19 protein-coding genes are annotated in these 15,638 nt (G+C 34.2%); 8 read left to right on the top strand and 11 right to left on the bottom strand.

Annotation, left to right across the window (positions count from 1 at the left end):
* Positions 1 to 158: 158 nt before the first annotated feature.
* Together OOK92_RS04750 and OOK92_RS04745 are read left to right on the top strand one after the other, a co-directional pair.
* Positions 159 to 1,874, top strand: coding sequence for a recombinase family protein (locus OOK92_RS04750; RefSeq protein WP_264735386.1), 1,716 nt, complete (start codon positions 159 to 161; stop codon positions 1,872 to 1,874).
* 620 nt (positions 1,875 to 2,494) lie between these two features.
* Complete coding sequence (locus OOK92_RS04745) at positions 2,495 to 2,629, top strand: hypothetical protein (protein ID WP_264735385.1); 135 nt, start codon at positions 2,495 to 2,497, stop codon at positions 2,627 to 2,629.
* Positions 2,630 to 2,771: 142 nt separating this feature from the next.
* On the opposite strand, the gene OOK92_RS04740 is transcribed toward OOK92_RS04745, so the two are convergent.
* From OOK92_RS04740 to smpB, 3 genes are read right to left on the bottom strand one after another with little or no spacing between them, the layout of a single operon-like run.
* The gene (locus OOK92_RS04740) at positions 2,772 to 2,927 is read right to left on the bottom strand and encodes a hypothetical protein (RefSeq protein ID WP_264735384.1); all 156 of its coding nucleotides are present in this window, start codon (positions 2,925 to 2,927) and stop codon (positions 2,772 to 2,774) included.
* A 46-nt stretch (positions 2,928 to 2,973) separates the two neighbouring features.
* On the bottom strand, positions 2,974 to 3,765 hold the full coding sequence (lgt, locus tag OOK92_RS04735) for a prolipoprotein diacylglyceryl transferase (protein WP_264735383.1): 792 nt from the start codon (positions 3,763 to 3,765) through the stop codon (positions 2,974 to 2,976).
* Between the two features lie 6 nt (positions 3,766 to 3,771).
* Positions 3,772 to 4,221 (bottom strand): SsrA-binding protein SmpB, encoded by a 450-nt coding sequence (smpB, locus tag OOK92_RS04730; RefSeq protein WP_264735382.1) that lies wholly within the window; start codon positions 4,219 to 4,221, stop codon positions 3,772 to 3,774.
* A gap of 98 nt (positions 4,222 to 4,319) precedes the next feature.
* Between smpB and OOK92_RS04725 the strand changes: the two genes are divergently transcribed.
* Positions 4,320 to 4,841, top strand: a complete 522-nt coding sequence (locus OOK92_RS04725; RefSeq protein WP_253302098.1) for a Na+/H+ antiporter subunit E — start codon at positions 4,320 to 4,322, stop codon at positions 4,839 to 4,841.
* Here the strand turns inward: OOK92_RS04725 and OOK92_RS04720 are convergent.
* A complete protein-coding gene (locus OOK92_RS04720; protein WP_253309572.1) occupies positions 4,834 to 5,250 on the bottom strand; it encodes a hypothetical protein in 417 nt (138 codons plus the stop codon). The genes OOK92_RS04725 and OOK92_RS04720 overlap by 8 nt on opposite strands.
* Positions 5,251 to 5,680: 430 nt before the next feature.
* Here OOK92_RS04720 and purN point away from each other — a divergent pair, with 430 nt between their 5' ends.
* Positions 5,681 to 6,247, top strand: a complete 567-nt coding sequence (gene purN, locus OOK92_RS04715) for a phosphoribosylglycinamide formyltransferase (protein WP_187297655.1) — start codon at positions 5,681 to 5,683, stop codon at positions 6,245 to 6,247.
* A 2-nt stretch (positions 6,248 to 6,249) separates the two neighbouring features.
* Here the strand turns inward: purN and OOK92_RS04710 are convergent, their stop codons facing one another.
* From OOK92_RS04710 to ribF, 4 genes are read right to left on the bottom strand one after another with little or no spacing between them, the layout of a single operon-like run.
* Complete coding sequence (locus OOK92_RS04710; RefSeq protein WP_264735381.1) at positions 6,250 to 7,560, bottom strand: M16 family metallopeptidase; 1,311 nt, start codon at positions 7,558 to 7,560, stop codon at positions 6,250 to 6,252.
* Positions 7,547 to 8,887 carry a M16 family metallopeptidase gene (locus tag OOK92_RS04705; RefSeq protein ID WP_264735380.1) on the bottom strand — a complete coding sequence of 447 codons (1,341 nt, stop codon included), beginning with the start codon at positions 8,885 to 8,887 and terminating at the stop codon, positions 7,547 to 7,549. The genes OOK92_RS04710 and OOK92_RS04705 overlap by 14 nt, the downstream gene beginning before the upstream one ends.
* Before the next feature lie 29 nt (positions 8,888 to 8,916).
* Positions 8,917 to 9,393: a signal peptidase II gene (gene lspA / locus OOK92_RS04700; protein ID WP_264731750.1), complete on the bottom strand. Its 477-nt coding sequence runs from the start codon at positions 9,391 to 9,393 to the stop codon at positions 8,917 to 8,919.
* Positions 9,390 to 10,322 (bottom strand): riboflavin biosynthesis protein RibF, encoded by a 933-nt coding sequence (gene ribF, locus OOK92_RS04695; RefSeq protein WP_264735379.1) that lies wholly within the window; start codon positions 10,320 to 10,322, stop codon positions 9,390 to 9,392. The genes lspA and ribF overlap by 4 nt, the downstream gene beginning before the upstream one ends.
* A 68-nt stretch (positions 10,323 to 10,390) precedes the next feature.
* Between ribF and grxC the strand changes: the two genes are divergently transcribed.
* The 3 genes from grxC (at position 10,391) to OOK92_RS04680 (ending at position 12,490) form a co-directional block, all read left to right on the top strand.
* Positions 10,391 to 10,741 (top strand): glutaredoxin 3, encoded by a 351-nt coding sequence (gene grxC, locus OOK92_RS04690; protein WP_164224674.1) that lies wholly within the window; start codon positions 10,391 to 10,393, stop codon positions 10,739 to 10,741.
* 115 nt (positions 10,742 to 10,856) lie between these two features.
* Entirely contained in the window at positions 10,857 to 11,729 is an 873-nt protein-coding gene (locus OOK92_RS04685; RefSeq protein ID WP_264735378.1) for a hypothetical protein, read from the top strand.
* A gap of 569 nt (positions 11,730 to 12,298) precedes the next feature.
* Entirely contained in the window at positions 12,299 to 12,490 is a 192-nt protein-coding gene (locus tag OOK92_RS04680) for a hypothetical protein (RefSeq protein ID WP_264735377.1), read from the top strand.
* Here OOK92_RS04680 and OOK92_RS04675 read toward each other — a convergent pair.
* A complete protein-coding gene (locus OOK92_RS04675) occupies positions 12,481 to 12,957 on the bottom strand; it encodes an SWIM zinc finger family protein (protein ID WP_264735376.1) in 477 nt (158 codons plus the stop codon). The genes OOK92_RS04680 and OOK92_RS04675 overlap by 10 nt on opposite strands.
* A 198-nt stretch (positions 12,958 to 13,155) precedes the next feature.
* On the opposite strand from OOK92_RS04675, the gene OOK92_RS04670 reads away from it, so the two are divergent.
* The gene (locus tag OOK92_RS04670) at positions 13,156 to 13,290 is read left to right on the top strand and encodes a hypothetical protein (protein ID WP_264735375.1); all 135 of its coding nucleotides are present in this window, start codon (positions 13,156 to 13,158) and stop codon (positions 13,288 to 13,290) included.
* A 425-nt stretch (positions 13,291 to 13,715) separates the two neighbouring features.
* Here OOK92_RS04670 and OOK92_RS04665 read toward each other — a convergent pair whose 3' ends face one another.
* Positions 13,716 to 14,276: a hypothetical protein gene (locus OOK92_RS04665; RefSeq protein ID WP_253307172.1), complete on the bottom strand. Its 561-nt coding sequence runs from the start codon at positions 14,274 to 14,276 to the stop codon at positions 13,716 to 13,718.
* Positions 14,277 to 14,330: 54 nt separating this feature from the next.
* Entirely contained in the window at positions 14,331 to 15,581 is a 1,251-nt protein-coding gene (gene tyrS / locus OOK92_RS04660) for a tyrosine--tRNA ligase (RefSeq protein WP_253307173.1), read from the bottom strand.
* Positions 15,582 to 15,638 lie beyond the last annotated feature (57 nt).

Here is a 15,638-nt window from a genome sequence, read left to right as displayed (position 1 = left end):
GAACATATTATTTCAAGGAAAGTTCATGGGAAATAAGAGATTAGCTATACGGATTAGCTGTAGCTATGAAACTAACCGGTTGGCAGAAAAGTATTTGTTAGATGCTTATGAAAAAGCCGTGTCAAAGCAAGTAAGCCAAAAAAATTTAAAACATAAAAATGGGATTCAAGGAGGATCAAATGGTAACAGTGAGTTTATATGCAAGAGTTTCTTCGGGGAAACAAGCACAAGAAAATACAATAGCAAGTCAAGTTGCAGCTTTAGAGAAGCAAATTAGTACGGATGGATACAAATTATTAAGTGAGTATAAATTTATTGATAATGGCTACAGTGGATCTAATCTAGTCCGTCCTGATCTAGAAAAGTTACGTGATAAAGTAACAGAAGGTAAAATTGATAGAATTTACATTCATTCACCTGATCGCTTATCTAGAAAATATGCATATCAAATGGTATTACTTGAAGAATTTGAGAAAGCAGGAGCAGAAACGGTTTTCTTAAATTATGAGATTAACGATAATCCAGAATCTCAATTGCTGTTACAAATGCAAGGTATGATAGCAGAATATGAACGAGCGAAAATTATGGAACGAAGTCGTCGCGGAAAGATTTATGCAGCTAATAAAGGTTGTGTAAGCGTAATGGGAGGAGCTCCTTATGGTTATCGTTATATAGATAAATATATGGGAGGAGGACAAGCTTTATTTGAAATAAACGAAGAAGAAGCTAATGTTGTTAGGAAAGTATTTTTGTGGATAGGAAGAGAAAGGACAAGTATTGGGGAAGTGTGTCGTCGGCTAAACACTATGTCTATTATAACACGAACAGGAAAAAAGTACTGGGATAGAAGTGTGATTTGGGGTATGTTAAAAAATCCTGCTTACAAAGGACAAGCGGCTTTTGGTAAAACAAAAGTAGGTATAAAGTTACAACATATCAGACCACAGAAACATTCTTGTGAACAACCGAAAGATAATTACTCTACCTATTCTGTTGAAAAAGCAAATTGGATTTATGTTAAAGTGCCAAATATAGTGGACGAAGATGTATTTGATATAGTTCAAGAACAATTAGCTGAGAATAGAAAAATAGCAAGGACAAGAGAAAGAGGAGCAAAATATTTACTACAAGGTTTAATCGTATGTAAGCGTTGTCGTTATGCATATTACGGAAGTCCTGTAAGAAATAAGCGAGGAGAAAAAATTGATCATTATGCTTATTATCGTTGTATTGGTAGAGATTCTTACCGTTTTGGTGGTAATAAAATTTGTGATAATAAACACATTCGTACAGATGCATTAGAAACAGCCGTTTGGGAAGAGGTTAAGCATTTATTGAAAAATCCAAATAGGGTTTTAGAAGAATACAGGCGTAGACTTTCAGAGCTTAAAAAATCATCATGGGATCAAAAAAGCGATTTACTAGAGAAACAAGAAAATAAATTAAAACGTGGTATTGCTAGACTTATTGATAGTTATGCTCAAGAATATATTAATCAAGAAGAATTTGAACCACGAATTAAAGCAATGAAACAAAGTTTAAAAACAATTGAAGAGGAGAAGAAAAGGATATTCGATCAAAAGAAATTAAAACAGGAATTAACTTTGGTTGTAACCAATTTAGAAGACTTTTCTTCCAATATTACATCAAACCTTGATAACGCAGACTGGCTAACTAAACGTGATATTATTAGAACGTTAGTCAAGAGAATTGAAATTAACCTTGAGGACGTAAATGTGGTATTTCGTGTAAAAGAGCTACCAAACTCTCCTGGAAATAATCGAGAAGAAAAGAAAAATTTGCAACATTGTTGGCGGGGTAATATCGCCGCAGACCGTCATACCGCGATTCATTCGCGGTATCTCTTAGCATAGATCCCGCTAACACGTAGCGGGATGACGATTGTCAGGGTGTCATTCCAGTGCTCCTATAATGTCATCCCAGTGCTCCTATAATGTCATCCCAGTGCTCCTATAATGTCATCCGAGTAGCTGACACTGGGATCTCATTTCACTCTATAATAGCAGTGCTCCTTTCTTGTCATCCCAGTACTGATTAGCTATAAAATTTAAGAAGATATTTAAGAAATTTACCAAACGAAAAAAAAGGCAAAAGAAGCCCTAGTCATTGTCTATTTTCAGTATTGGCGTTTTTTAAGTCTTAAACACTGCAATTTAGCTGCTTTTAAATGCAACTCACCTTAGTTTAAATGTTTAAGAAATTTACTAAGCAGAAAAAAAGGCAAAAGAAACCCCGTGGTAATTAGTGTTCACTCTCTAATCCTGCAAATCGGCGTACTATACTGTCTTAAACGACTTATAAGCGCGTTTCAGCTTATATAGGTAAAAACCTAGAAATGTTGTGAAGACATAAGGTGCACATAGTGCAAAAAATTAAAAATAAGACGCCAACTACGTTGTTTTTTTGCTGTTTAATCTGCACAGATGAAGATAACTGAATACCTTCAGTCCCATGATAAGGGGGCTGGCGGAGTTTGTCAAGCAAGTTTTATGGCCTAGCGTCACACGCTGGAATGACACCGGATCGGCTTTGTTGCATCGCTAGCTATGATGGATTAAAGATAAAAAAGATGGAGAATATCAGTAGCTTATTATTCTGGTATTTATAACAAGAGCGGTCAGTGAATACCTAAATTTGAGTAAAAGAAATTTCACTACCACTCACTAATCCGGCTAAAATTCAAGAATTTCAATGCTTTAGCTATTTTCAATAGAATTAAGTTTATTAATATAAATAATAAATTACTATTCTTAAATTTGATCAGATTGATTGCAAAAAAACAAGATTTTCAATAGGTTGCTTATAATCCTAGCTATAGTTAGCCTTTCATAAGTAGCGATGCAACAAAGCCCACCGGATCTCACATTCATTCTACTGCAACGCAGAAAATTCGTACAATTGTGCATGATGTAGGGTTTCTGGCTACATTTTTCTATTAAACTCACCTTTCCTCTATGTAACAGATTTCGTATTAAATTTTAAATTTAATGCGCCTAGATATACAAGCATTCCTAGCAAAACCATAGGTATAGAAAGCAACTGCCCCATAGTTAAATCAAGCCACAAATAGCCAATTTGATAGTCTGGTTCGCGAAAAAACTCAACGAAAAAACGTGCTATTCCATACCACATAACTGCAATACCAGTTAACGCACCGTGATACAGTCTTATTCTAGTCAAGAAAAACAGTGAATTTGCAACTGCAAAAAGTAGCAGTCCTTCAAAAAGTGCCTCATAAAGCTGGCTTGGATGACGCAGCAAATTATCACCACTTTCTGGAAATACCATACCCCATGGCATAGTTGTAACTCTGCCAAATAACTCTCCGTTTATAAAATTGCCTATGCGACCTAAAAATAAACCTATGGGAACTCCGCAAGAAACTAGGTCCAGTGCATAAAATATAGGAATGTTATGTCTTTTACACGAAATTATTACTGCAAGCAAAACTCCTATAGCACCACCATGAAATGACATTCCTCCTTCCCAGGTCTTCAATATCTCGATAGGGTTGCTTATATAAAGAACTGGATCATATATCAATACGTAGCCAAGTCTACCTCCAAGGATAATGCCTACAATAGTGGCTGTTAATAACGAATCGTAAAAATTCTTAGTAAATATTTTTTGGTCGTCTAGCTTGTGTAAATACCAATATGCAGACACTATACCCAAAACGTAAGCTAAGGAATACCAATATATAGAAACAGGACCGATGCTGAAAATTACTGGATTTAAAGACATATTTTGCTATAAATTATTCTTAGGCAATCTACTTTTTTCACGATCCCACTCTCTCTGTTTTATGGTTGCTCTCTTATCGTAGAGTTTTTTTCCTTTTACAATGGCAATTTTAGTTTTTGCAAATCCTTTATCATTAAAATAGATCGAAAGCGGCACAACAGTTATCCCAGCGGTTTTGATTTGACCAATTAGTTTGTTTATCTCTTTTTTATGTAAAAGCAGTTTACGTTCCCTTTTTGGTTTATGATTTTTTCGGTTTGCAGCTTTATATTCTGCAATATGCATATTGTGCAGCCATATTTCGCTATTCTTTTCGATAACGTAGGCGTCGGAAATATTTACTTTTCTTTCTCTTAGCGATTTAACTTCACTGCTTAATAAGACCATACCCGCTTCAAATTCTTCTAAGATGAAATATTCAAACCTTGCTTTCCTATTTTCTGCAATAACTTCCATATCTAAAGATATCTTTAAGCTTCAATATATTACAGAGTTTTTGACTTAATTCATAATGTATCTTTCCTTAAAAAATCATTTAAGTTATACTGCAAACCATGAACCTTAGGCAAAAAATCAAGTTTTTTTCTCTATCATTTGTAATTTTATTTTCTCTATGGACTGTATTGTCTGGTTATTTTGAGCCATTTTTTATTTTTTGTGGAGTGTTTTCCTCTATATTCACATTATTTATCTTTAGAAGGTTGATAAACGCTGAAAGAGCTCTTAGCCAGATTTTAAATGGTACGAGTAGACTGTCGTTTTATAAGTTAGTAAGTTATATACCATGGTTAATGTACCAAATCATTTTATCAAGTGTTTATGTAACAAAAAAGGTGCTACGACTCAAATCTAAGCTTGAGCCAATCATTATCCTAAGAAAATGCAAAGGGCATAATGATGAAAGCATTGCGTTATTTGCCAATTCGGTTACAATCACTCCTGGAACTTTAACTATCAATGTTGAAAGTAAGCAGAAAACATATTTCTCTACCATGTATCTGATAGATAAAGATCTTGAAAGCGGCATTTCTGAAATAGAAAATAAAATCTTAAAAATACTACGTTCAGTTAAGTAATTGCTTTAAATAAGTTAACAGCATCCTTATATTCCCTTACAAGACTTTCAAGCATCTCTTTTGGAAGGCTATTGTTAACAATAGAACATAAATAATTATGTAAATCTTCTAACCTTAGTATGTTATTTCTCTTCTTGCTGTTGAATTTATACGGAAAAATACCTTCCATAACTTCAATAGTAGTAGCCTTGTTTAAAAATACATTTTCACTTGTCACGCTTATTCTTGCTAAAACAGTGTTAATTTCAGGTTCGTCATTTGTATAAAAATCTGATAGCTGAGTTATTCTAATAACGTATAAAGTTACTATTTTTGATAAGCAATTATCAGCATATTCACAATTTTTTATTACCTCCCACTGAGTAACCTGGGATTTACCTATTTTTGCATTGTTCGGTAATTTACTCATTCAACTTTCTCCATTTAATCCAGTAGATAGATTATACTAATACTTTGTTAAATAAATGATAACGCAATCATAAAAATATATATTCATAATGGCATGTTATGTAAAATAGTACGATATCCAGACATTAAAGTTGATTTAGGCTGGTTTATATTGGGCACCTCTTATTTCTGCATTACCTAAGCAAGCTAAGCTGTAAAATGACAGTTGGACATCAGCTCATAACAGGAGCACTCTGAAATATAGCTAACCCAAGAAAGGTTTCCCCACGTCATACCGCCGCGGTATCTCAACATAGATTCCGCTAACGAGTAGCGGAATGACGAATTTGTTGTTTTTCAAATCGTTGGTAAACCTAAGTCACTTTAGCTATAGATTTACTTTTTGAGTTATTTTGTTAACATTAATTATTACACCAAATCAATTGCACAAAATGAAAAAGGTGAAACTTGGGATACTAATTTCAGGCAGGGGATCAAATATGCAGGCCTTGATAGAGGCATGTCAAAATCGTAATTTTCCTGCAGAAGTTGTGTGCGCTATCACAAATAATAGCGAAGCTGCTGGCCTAAAAATAGCAGAACAAGCAGGAGTGCCAGCGTTTATTGTTAGAGATAAACCACTTGATGCTGATAAAATTCACGAAATATTTGTTCAACATAAGGTTGATTTAATTTGCCTTGCAGGGTTTATGAGAATCCTGCAAGCTAATTTTCTCAGTAAATGGAATAACAAGGTGATAAATATTCATCCCTCTCTACTTCCGTCCTTTAAGGGCCTAAATGCTCAAGAGCAAGCTCTAAAAGCAGGAGTAAAAATCGCAGGCTGTACTGTACATTACGTCACTCCTGAAATTGATGCTGGAGCCATAATTGCTCAAGTTGCTGTGCCAGTGTTACCAGCTGATGATATTCAAAGCCTCTCAGAACGCATTCTAGCTGAGGAGCATAAGTGTTATGTAGAAGCAGTAAGATCAATAGCAGAAAATATTAATTATTGACCTTAAGTGTTTCTCCCAACTTCAACAAAAAATAAATTTTCGGGTTCCAGTAAAGAGCTTGCCAGTTCGTTTACTTTCTCTAATTTAACGTCATTAATATAGCTCACAAAATCATTTATATGGTTAATATCGCGGTTGTTTGTCTGAATATTATTTAGTTTTGCAACTATGTTGTTATTATTAAACATAGAGAAAACATAGGAATTTACCATACTAATTTTTGTATCCCGAAACAACTGCTCATCAATTCCTTCCTTTTTTATCCTGCTAAATGTATCTTTTACTGCTGATATAGCTTTGCCAGCAGTAGAACTATCAGTACTAATACTTCCAATCATAATGTTCCCATGTTTATTGGAAATAATATTTGCATAAACACCATAAGTAATGCCTAAGTTTTGCCTCAGTTCTTTCATTAATATTGAATTCAGCCCCATGCTGCCAAGCGCATTAATCAAGACTTGAGCATTATAGTAGTCTGGATCTTCATAAGCTATGCCTTTTTGAGCAAAAAGTATCACACTTTGTGGTATATCCATAAAAATGTTTTTATTCTCTGCAGGACCAAAATCATTTTTCACAGGTATTTTTCTAACTTTTGATCTTTTTGACGGCAATTTAGATAAATATTTATCTAATAATGTAATAATTTCTTCTTTTTTTGCACAACCAGCAACACTGATAACTATGTTATCTTTAGCAAAATTACGCTTTATGTATGTTAAAACATCATCTCTAGTAATGCTCATTACAGTGTCAAGAGTTCCATATTCACTTTTTGAGTAAGGATGTTTTTTAAACAATAACGTATTCAATTCTTTTCCAGCAACAAAAAAAGGATTTTTTTCAAGATTATTAAAATCAACTTTGGCTTTCTCGAAAACTCTATTCAACCCTTCAGGGTCAACTTTAGGACGCATTATAGCGTCGCTCAATAATGAAATACCTTCTTCAAGATTTTCTGATAAAGCATCTAATGAAACTCTAAATGCTTCTAAACCAGCAATAAAATTTAAACTAATCCCTTTATCTTCTAGCCTTTTTGCAAAATCTTTGGCATCATTTTTTCCTGCCCCTTCTTGAATTATAAGAGAAGTAAACCAGGTAAGTCCTTGTTTTTCTACATTTTCATATGCATAACCTGCATCTTTGAATGATATATTAAGTGAAATTTTTGGTAAATCGTGGTTTTCAACAAATAGAAACTTAAATCCTTTACGGGTAGTGACCTCCTCTATATTTAGGTTACCACTTGCTTGTAAATTAAAGCCTAGACAGAAAAAAAATAGGAGTACAAATTTACTTATTCTCATTATCATCTCCTTTTGGCAACAAACGACCAATTAACTTATTAGCAGAAAAAATAGCACGGATTTTATTATTTACATCCTCTAGATTGACATCATTAATCTTGCTATATGAAATATCTATTTCATCAAGTGGAATACCAAGCGCTAACTGTGAGCCGTAAAAGAATGCTATATTCTCTAAGCTAGATAAGTTATCAAACTGTGCTGCTTTATATCTATATTTTGAGCTTTGCAACTCCTCATCCGTTATTCCTTTAGACATGAAGTTATTAATAGCATTTTCTAATTCTCTTTCAACAGCGCCTAAACTAACCCCGCTTTTTGGAATGACCTGAATATCAATGTAGCCATCACTAAAAGTTAAACTATTGTAATAAGCAGATACTGATACTGCCACATCTTTATCTAAAACCAAATCTTTATACAGTTTGCTGGATTTGCTGCCACCTAAAATGTCAACCGCTAAATGAGCAGCAGAGGCTTCACTTGTGTGCTTAAATAAAGAAACACGATAACGAAAATATAAAACTGGTTCTTTTACTTCAGTGCTCTCTAAAATCACCGATAAACCTGCATTATGCACTGGATCCTGATTTGGGTAATGTCTCATTACAGGCTTAGCTTTAATTTCGCCATATTTTTCTTCTGCTATCTTCACTACTTCATCAAATTCCACATCACCCACAATCAGTAATATTGCATTGCCGGGGTGATAATAGTTATCATGAAACCTCGTTATGTCATCCTGATTGTAAGTTGTGATATCGCTCTCCCAGCCAATAACAGACCTGCCATAGCCAGTACGGTAAAATGCACTATCCATTTCTTCCCACAACAAGCTGTTAGGATGATTATCAAATCTCATCTTCCTCTCTTCCAGTACAATGTTTTTTTCTCTTTCTATTTTATCTTGGGTAACATTAAAATTGCCCATTCTGTCTGCTTCAACTTCCATTGCCAGTGGTAAGTCATTTTTAAGGACTAATTCGTAGTAACAGGTATATTCCTTAGTAGTAAACGCATTAAACTGGGCCCCAATGCTACTCATAGTGGCTTCTATATCTGTGAACTTCCCTGTAGTTTCAAACATTAAATGTTCAAAGTAGTGAGCCAATCCTGCTTTGCCAATTGGATCATCCATTCCCCCAACTTTGTATATTACTGCATGTAAAACGGCTGGAATCCGATGATTAGGAACAACATAGACATCTAGTCCGTTACTGAGTTTAGCATGTTTTATGTCGTGCTCTATGCTTAAAGCCTTCAAAGAAATTGGGTAAGTAAAAAAGAGTGCAGGTAGTATAAGAAAACTAAAAAACTTATGAAGCATTATTTCGACCTAATATAAAAACAATTATTTTATTCCTCATTTTGTTTGGAAATAAACATATCGTATATATACCACTTATATAACAATGTAAACATTCCACAAACTATAGATAAATCCGCTAAATTAAAAGCTGGCCAATACCAATCATCAATATGAAAATATATGAAATCATATACAGCTCCCCAATAAATCCTATCAACTACGTTTCCGATTGCTCCACCAATCATCAGAGAAAACCCAAGGTAAGTTGACCGATCATCAGACTTGTATATTAAGTATGCAAGTATACCAATTATTAGTATTGAAAATGCTGAAAAAAAGAAACCGCCATGCGGTAAAGCGCTACACATTCCAAAACTAATGCCTGAATTCCAAACTTCAACTAGCTTTATAAAGCTAGCGATCTCAATTGATTCTCCCTCATCAATCAATGAGTTTATGTACAATTTGCTCGTTTGGTCAATCAATACTATAATTAATATAACAATTAAGCATAACTTTTTCATAAATTTGCCTTTAACCTATAAACTTTAAGTATATCATAATTTATCTGTTTTGTTAACTCCTCAATACTATGGAATTTTTTTTCTGACCTTATGAATTTTAAAAGTTGTATATTAACTTTATGATTATATACGTCTTCATCAAAATCGAATATGTGCATTTCTATTATAGGCTTTTTCAGATCCTTAAATGTAGGTCTCATACCAATATTGACTACTCCATATAACCAGTTTGGGTTATTATAAGAAAACATCACTTTAGCGTAATATGTACCAAATTTTGGTTTTATCATGCAATCTTCTATAGGAATATTTATGGTTGGGAATCCTATTTCTCTACCTCTACACGCACCCTTTGTCACAACACCAGAAACTTGATAAGGTCTACCAAGTAATTTATTAGCAATGTCTATTTCACCTTTCTGTACATACTCTCTGATTGAAGAAGAAGAGCAAATTTTGCCGTCAATTATTAATGGCTCTAATTTAGTCAAAGAGTATCCATATGTTTCAGAATATTTCTCTAGAGTTAATATATCACCCAATCGTTTATGACCAAAAGTGCAATTTTCTCCGACAATTATGTGTTTAGCGCCATATTTATCTATTAAAATCTCACTGATAAAGTCATCGCAGCTAACCTCAGAAAAACCTCTACTAAAATTAATAATATACAAGTAATCTATACCATAGCTGCTGATTAGTTCCTTTTTTTGTTCTTGGTCTATTAACCTAAAATTGTTTCTACCAAATAAAACAGTTGATGGGTGAGGCTCAAAAGTTAAAACTGCAGAGGGTAATCCTCTTTCTTGTGCTACCTTCTTTAGAGTGGAAATTGCAAATTCATGTCCTAAATGAATGCCATCGAAATTTCCGAAGGTTAGTGCTATATTATTTTCTATCCCTTGCTCACAATTATAAATAATTTTCATACAATTTGATGTTTTTACATGTTTCTTATATATAATAACTATATTTTAGCAAGCTACGGAGATAAATTGTGAAAAATACTAAAGGAAAAGTTATAATATATGTAAAGCATCACTGCCCATTCTGCAAAAAAGCAAAAGAGTTACTGGATAAAAAAGGTGTGAAATATGAAGAAATCGATGTGCTCAAAAACTCAGATCTATTTAACGACATAAAATCAAAGTATAACGTTAGAACAGTTCCACAGATCTTTATTAACGATAAGCACATTGGGGGGTGTGACAAATTGATGGATCTTGAAAAAGAAGGAAAGTTGGATGATATGCTAAATAATAATGACAATCACACTGATGTCACAACCTACACAAACAGCAATGATGAATGTGGAGAGTGTGTTATACCACATGATGATTTTATGTAACTTTTTATCTTGTTTTGTCGTGTAATACGTAAATGAAAACTAGTATGCTCACTTTAAACAATTCTTAATGAATTAAAAATACAATTCATTTAGTGAGTTTTTTTAGTGGGAAAAAATGACAAAAAATATTTCAATTATTAGCAGAAACTTAATTAGTATCGAATTAGTTAACAAACAAGATTTAGAGAATTTCATCAAGATTTTCACAGTGCTTGATAAACATATAGCAGCTAAAACACTTTTTACAGAAGAAGTGAGAATAGAGTATAAACAGCACAACGGCGGAGAAGTTGTTGAATTGCTAAAAGATACAGACTTTACATATCATGAGGTTGAAAATGTATTGAACCACCTGAGTAAACATGGAATGAAGGTGCCCAGCAGTGTTATAGCACACACCCTTTTTGCTGCATACAATCACGCACTTGAATCTAAGAATGTAGCATTTTCCTTTTCTGAAGGCTCTCCACAATTTAACATCAGAGTAAATAAGAATACCTTTATAATAACTCCTATGGGTGAAGAGAATTTGGAATTGAATTCACAAAATAGCAGAACGCTTATAGAGTCATTAAAGAGCGAAAAAAGTATTTATGATTGTATAGTAGAGGAAAATACTATTAAAGTTATAGTGCATTCTGAAATACATCAAGCTATAAATTTGATTATAAAATCACTGATAAAGTCCCGCCTTTTAGCAAAAGAGGAAGAAGGAAAATTCAAAGAGAAATTGAGACAACTTGCTTTTAAGGATCAAGCTTTTGTTGAGTATTCTAGCATCAGAACCATCAATAGGTATCCACATAATCATCCTCTGAGGAAGCATGAAAGTGTTACTAAGGATATAGAAAATATTTTATGTGATTTCATAGCAAATGAGAACAGCGAGTTTGCTATAGAACGGTTAAATAGGCTGAGCTCAGCAGTTTCTCCGGATACTCCAAGAATCATCACTAAAACTATAGATAAACTTGTTAAGTTTCACTAAGGTATACGAGAGCCGATAGATTTCTTGTATTACCTTTTGTCATCCAAGTAGCCAAGCTACTTGGTTCTTTTTTTGGTTCCAGCACTATGTACATAGCTGTACAAACATTGTAGCCGTTATTCAGTAGCCCTCAGAAACGAAAAAACTTACTTGACAAACTCCGCCAGCCCCCTTATCATGGTACTGAAGGTATTCAGTTATCTTCATCTGTGCAGATTAAACAGCAAAAAAACAACGTACTTGGCGTCTTATTTTTAATTTTTCGCACTATGTGCACCTTATGTCTTCACAACATTTCTAGCTATATAAGCCGAAACGCGCTTACAAAGCGTTTAAGACAGCAGAGAACGCCAATTTGCAGGATTAGAAAGTGACAACTAGCTAACACGGGGTTTCTTTTGCCTTTTTTTCTGCTTAGTAAATTTCTTAAACATTTAAACAAAGGTGAGTTGCATTTAAAAGCAGCTAAATTGCAGTGTTTAAGACTTAAAAAACGCCAATACTGAAAATAGACAATGACTAAGGCTTCTTTTGCCTTTTTTTTCGTTTGGTAAATTTCTTAAACATTTATGGCTAAACGACAACCGTCATCCCGCTACGTGTTAGCGGCTAAGAGATACCGCGGCGGTATGACGGTTCGCGGTGGCATGACGATAACCTCGTCATCCCGCTACTTGTTAGCGCCGCGGCGGTATGATGTCTTCCTTGGATCAGCTATAGGTTACCTGATCTCACCATCTTTCCAATCACTTTATACATAATTCTCGGATTTTGAAAACTTACTTTGAGTGAATTGCTCATATTCTTCATCCTCTAGTTCTTCAAAAATTTCTGGATGTTGGTCACCTAGACGAACAATTATTGAAATGAGCTCTTTGTTTGTTTTTTTAAGTAAAAACCTTTCAAGGAGAGTTTGTTCATCAACATATCCCGGGCACATAGATGATCGATACTCCTTTCTGTCAAGATCAATCAAAGCAAAACCCGTTGCAGCCATATGCTTGCACGGACCATAATACACAAATGCAGGACAGGAACACTTTCCACTAAGGAATGGACTATCGTATTCTAGTTTTACCCGATATACACTTGATCCAACTACCTTTGATTTAGCTTGAGATTCATTAACAGATATAATCTGTACCTTTCCTTTGTTAAAATAATCTCTTCCGCTAGAGAGGTAGGGTTCTTTAATAAGACCTGTGATATCTTTATAATACAGTCTCATTTTTGCCTCCTTATTTCATATATAAAGCCCTCAATTTTCTAATATATCCTTTCTTCCATAAAAATTTATTAACCCACCACAACTTTTATATGGCCCTGCGGACAACTTTATAGTGCTATAGCTAACTCAAGAAAGGTTTCCCTACGTCATACCGCGATTCATTCCACAACTGTACGAACGTTGTAGTTTGGGCCACCAGTGGGGTGTCATCCCAGTGCCCAGACACTGGGATGGCTTTGTTGCATCGCTACTTATGAAAGGCTAACTATAGCTAGGATTATAAGCAACCTATTGAAAATCTTGTTTTTTTGCAATCAATCTGATCAAATTTAAGAATAGTAATTTATTATTTATATTAATAAACTTAATTCTATTGAAAATAGCTAAAGCATTGAAATTCTTGAATTTTAGCCGGATTAGTGAGTGGTAGTGAAATTTCTTTTACTCAAATTTAGGTATTCACTGACCGTTCTTGTTATAAATACCAGAATAATAAGCTACTGATATTCTCCATCTTTTTTATCTTTAATCCATCATAGCTAGCGATGCAACAAAGCCATTCCAGTGTCAAGCACTGGAATGACACCATTTGCTGTGCAATTTACCTTCAAAAATGAATGTTCGTACAGCTATGGATTCATTCGCGGTATCTCAGCATAGATTCCGCTAACGAGTAGCGGAATGACGAATTTGTTGTTTTTCAAATTGTAGGTAAACCTAAGCCACTTTAGCTATATATAATAGAATTTCGCTTTCTACTATCTTTCCAATCGCTTTATACATAATTCTCGAATTTTGAAAATTTGCTCCATGTTATACGGTATGGTTGGGTTACTGATCAGCCAGCTCTCAATAAATTGTTTATGCTTTTCTATTTTATAGCTTCCAAGGTGTTCTGGCTCAATTTTTTCTTCCTCTGTCAGTTTTAATAACATGTTATTTCCTGGAAAAGTTATGTCAATAATTCGGCTTTCGTAACGAAGATAGCAATGCATTTCTGGAATGTGTAGTAAGTTATACTCATTTAGAATTGCAGAAGCTTTCGGAGTGTTCACTTTATTCATCATAAAGACAGCTATGTGTAGCGTTATGTCGATTTCACATTCGCAACCTAACTTATAAATCAGAGCATGTTTTGTACTACACGTTCCTCGTCTTTCATTGAATACTGATATACAATCTGTGCGGTCAAAATTGCGTCCATAAGGCAGCTCATGTACATATTCTAATGCTTCACGTAACGTAATAATATCCAAATTTAAAAAGAGATTCGATATAGGCTTATGATTAGATAAATATATTTGATTTAAGTCATTCATATCATCATTATCTAATTTCTCACTTGTATAAAATTTATTTTCTTACTTCGAGACCTAATCTACCACAACTTTAATATGGCGCTTCTTTCCTGCAGATAATTTTATAAATGGCTGACCTTTAAAGCTCTCGAAATTTATTATATAGTTAACGTCATTTATAATATTATCATTAACTTTGCACCCGTTGCCCTGTATTAAACGCTTTGCTGCGCCTTTTGAAGGTTCAAAACCGGTGTCACGCAGTAGGTTTACTAAGGATATGCCGCTTGCAACTTGTGCTTTTTTTATGATGTAATCAGGAAGTAGTGAGCTATCTTCATTCTCAAAAGCAGAGACTGCAGCAGATAGTGCAAGTTCCGCTTCTTTGTCACCATGACATATTTTTGTCACCTCTGTTGCTAAAACTTTTTTTGCTTCATTTATTTCCTGATCTTTTAAGGATTCTAACTTTTTGATCTCATCAATTGACACATCAGTGAGCAATCTCAAAAAACGTCCAACATCTTGATCATCAACGTTGCGAAAATATTGCCAGTAGTCGTAAGGCTTTAGCATATTATCATCAAGCCACACTGCTCCACTTTCAGTTTTGCCCATTTTTACCCCTTGAGCATTCAATAAAAGAGGGGCAGTAAGGCCAAACAGCTCAGGTAAATTCAACTTTTTTCCAAGCTCAATTCCGTTTACTATATTTCCCCACTGGTCTGACCCTCCAATCTGCAGACGACAGCCATGCTTTTTATTCAACTCAACAAAATCATAAGCCTGCAATAGCATGTAATTAAATTCCAGAAAGCTTAAGGTTTGCTCTCTATCCAGCCTAGTTTTCACACTATCAAAACTTAGCATACGATTTACAGAAAAATAAGCTCCTATATCACGCAAAAAATCTATGTATTTTATGTTATCCAACCAATCTGCGTTATTTACTATCATTGCACCAGTCTTGCTGTCATTAAAAGACACCATTTTCTCTAATATTCTCCTTATGCTGGATGTATTTTGATTGATGTTCTCTACGGGCAAGATGCTTCTTGCTTTATCTTTGAAGGATGGGTCACCAATTTTTGTTGTGCCACCTCCAAGTAAGACTATCGGCTTATAACCAAATTTCTGCAGGTGACGGAGCATCATAATCTGAATTAGGTGACCAGCATGAAGACTTGGTGCTGTGCAATCAAACCCAATGTATGCGACTATATGATTATTTTCGGATAATAGCTGATCTAACTCTTCAATATTTGTACATTGGTATAGGTACCCTCTTTCTTGGATAAAATTTAAAAACTCGGACTTGTGTTTCATTTTATAAACCCCAGTCTATCCTGTCATTAATGCCGAAGGTAACCCTAATAGGGAAAG

Source organism: Wolbachia endosymbiont (group A) of Rhinocyllus conicus, from assembly GCF_947250775.1.
Classification (GTDB): domain Bacteria; phylum Pseudomonadota; class Alphaproteobacteria; order Rickettsiales; family Anaplasmataceae; genus Wolbachia.
Note: the sequence above shows the minus strand (reverse complement) of the source record. Positions and strands in the feature narration are given on the sequence as shown.

Excerpts from the sequence above, each read along its gene's own strand:
- OOK92_RS04750 (WP_264735386.1), top strand. The coding sequence starts at position 159 with ATGGGATTCAAGGAGGATCAAATGGTAACAGTGAGTTTATATGCAAGA.
- OOK92_RS04675 (WP_264735376.1), bottom strand. The coding sequence starts at position 12,957 with ATGAGACTGTATTATAAAGATATCACAGGTCTTATTAAAGAACCCTAC.
- smpB (WP_264735382.1), bottom strand. The coding sequence starts at position 4,221 with ATGGAAGTTATTGCAGAAAATAGGAAAGCAAGGTTTGAATATTTCATC.
- OOK92_RS04705 (WP_264735380.1), bottom strand. The coding sequence starts at position 8,887 with ATGCTTCATAAGTTTTTTAGTTTTCTTATACTACCTGCACTCTTTTTT.
- OOK92_RS04665 (WP_253307172.1), bottom strand. The coding sequence starts at position 14,276 with ATGAATGACTTAAATCAAATATATTTATCTAATCATAAGCCTATATCG.
- lspA (WP_264731750.1), bottom strand. The coding sequence starts at position 9,393 with ATGAAAAAGTTATGCTTAATTGTTATATTAATTATAGTATTGATTGAC.
- tyrS (WP_253307173.1), bottom strand. The coding sequence starts at position 15,581 with ATGAAACACAAGTCCGAGTTTTTAAATTTTATCCAAGAAAGAGGGTAC.
- ribF (WP_264735379.1), bottom strand. The coding sequence starts at position 10,322 with ATGAAAATTATTTATAATTGTGAGCAAGGGATAGAAAATAATATAGCA.
- lgt (WP_264735383.1), bottom strand. The coding sequence starts at position 3,765 with ATGTCTTTAAATCCAGTAATTTTCAGCATCGGTCCTGTTTCTATATAT.
- purN (WP_187297655.1), top strand. The coding sequence starts at position 5,681 with ATGAAAAAGGTGAAACTTGGGATACTAATTTCAGGCAGGGGATCAAAT.
- OOK92_RS04685 (WP_264735378.1), top strand. The coding sequence starts at position 10,857 with ATGACAAAAAATATTTCAATTATTAGCAGAAACTTAATTAGTATCGAA.
- OOK92_RS04720 (WP_253309572.1), bottom strand. The coding sequence starts at position 5,250 with ATGAGTAAATTACCGAACAATGCAAAAATAGGTAAATCCCAGGTTACT.
- OOK92_RS04710 (WP_264735381.1), bottom strand. The coding sequence starts at position 7,560 with ATGAGAATAAGTAAATTTGTACTCCTATTTTTTTTCTGTCTAGGCTTT.
- OOK92_RS04680 (WP_264735377.1), top strand. The coding sequence starts at position 12,299 with ATGGCTAAACGACAACCGTCATCCCGCTACGTGTTAGCGGCTAAGAGA.
- OOK92_RS04725 (WP_253302098.1), top strand. The coding sequence starts at position 4,320 with ATGAACCTTAGGCAAAAAATCAAGTTTTTTTCTCTATCATTTGTAATT.
- OOK92_RS04740 (WP_264735384.1), bottom strand. The coding sequence starts at position 2,927 with ATGCACAATTGTACGAATTTTCTGCGTTGCAGTAGAATGAATGTGAGA.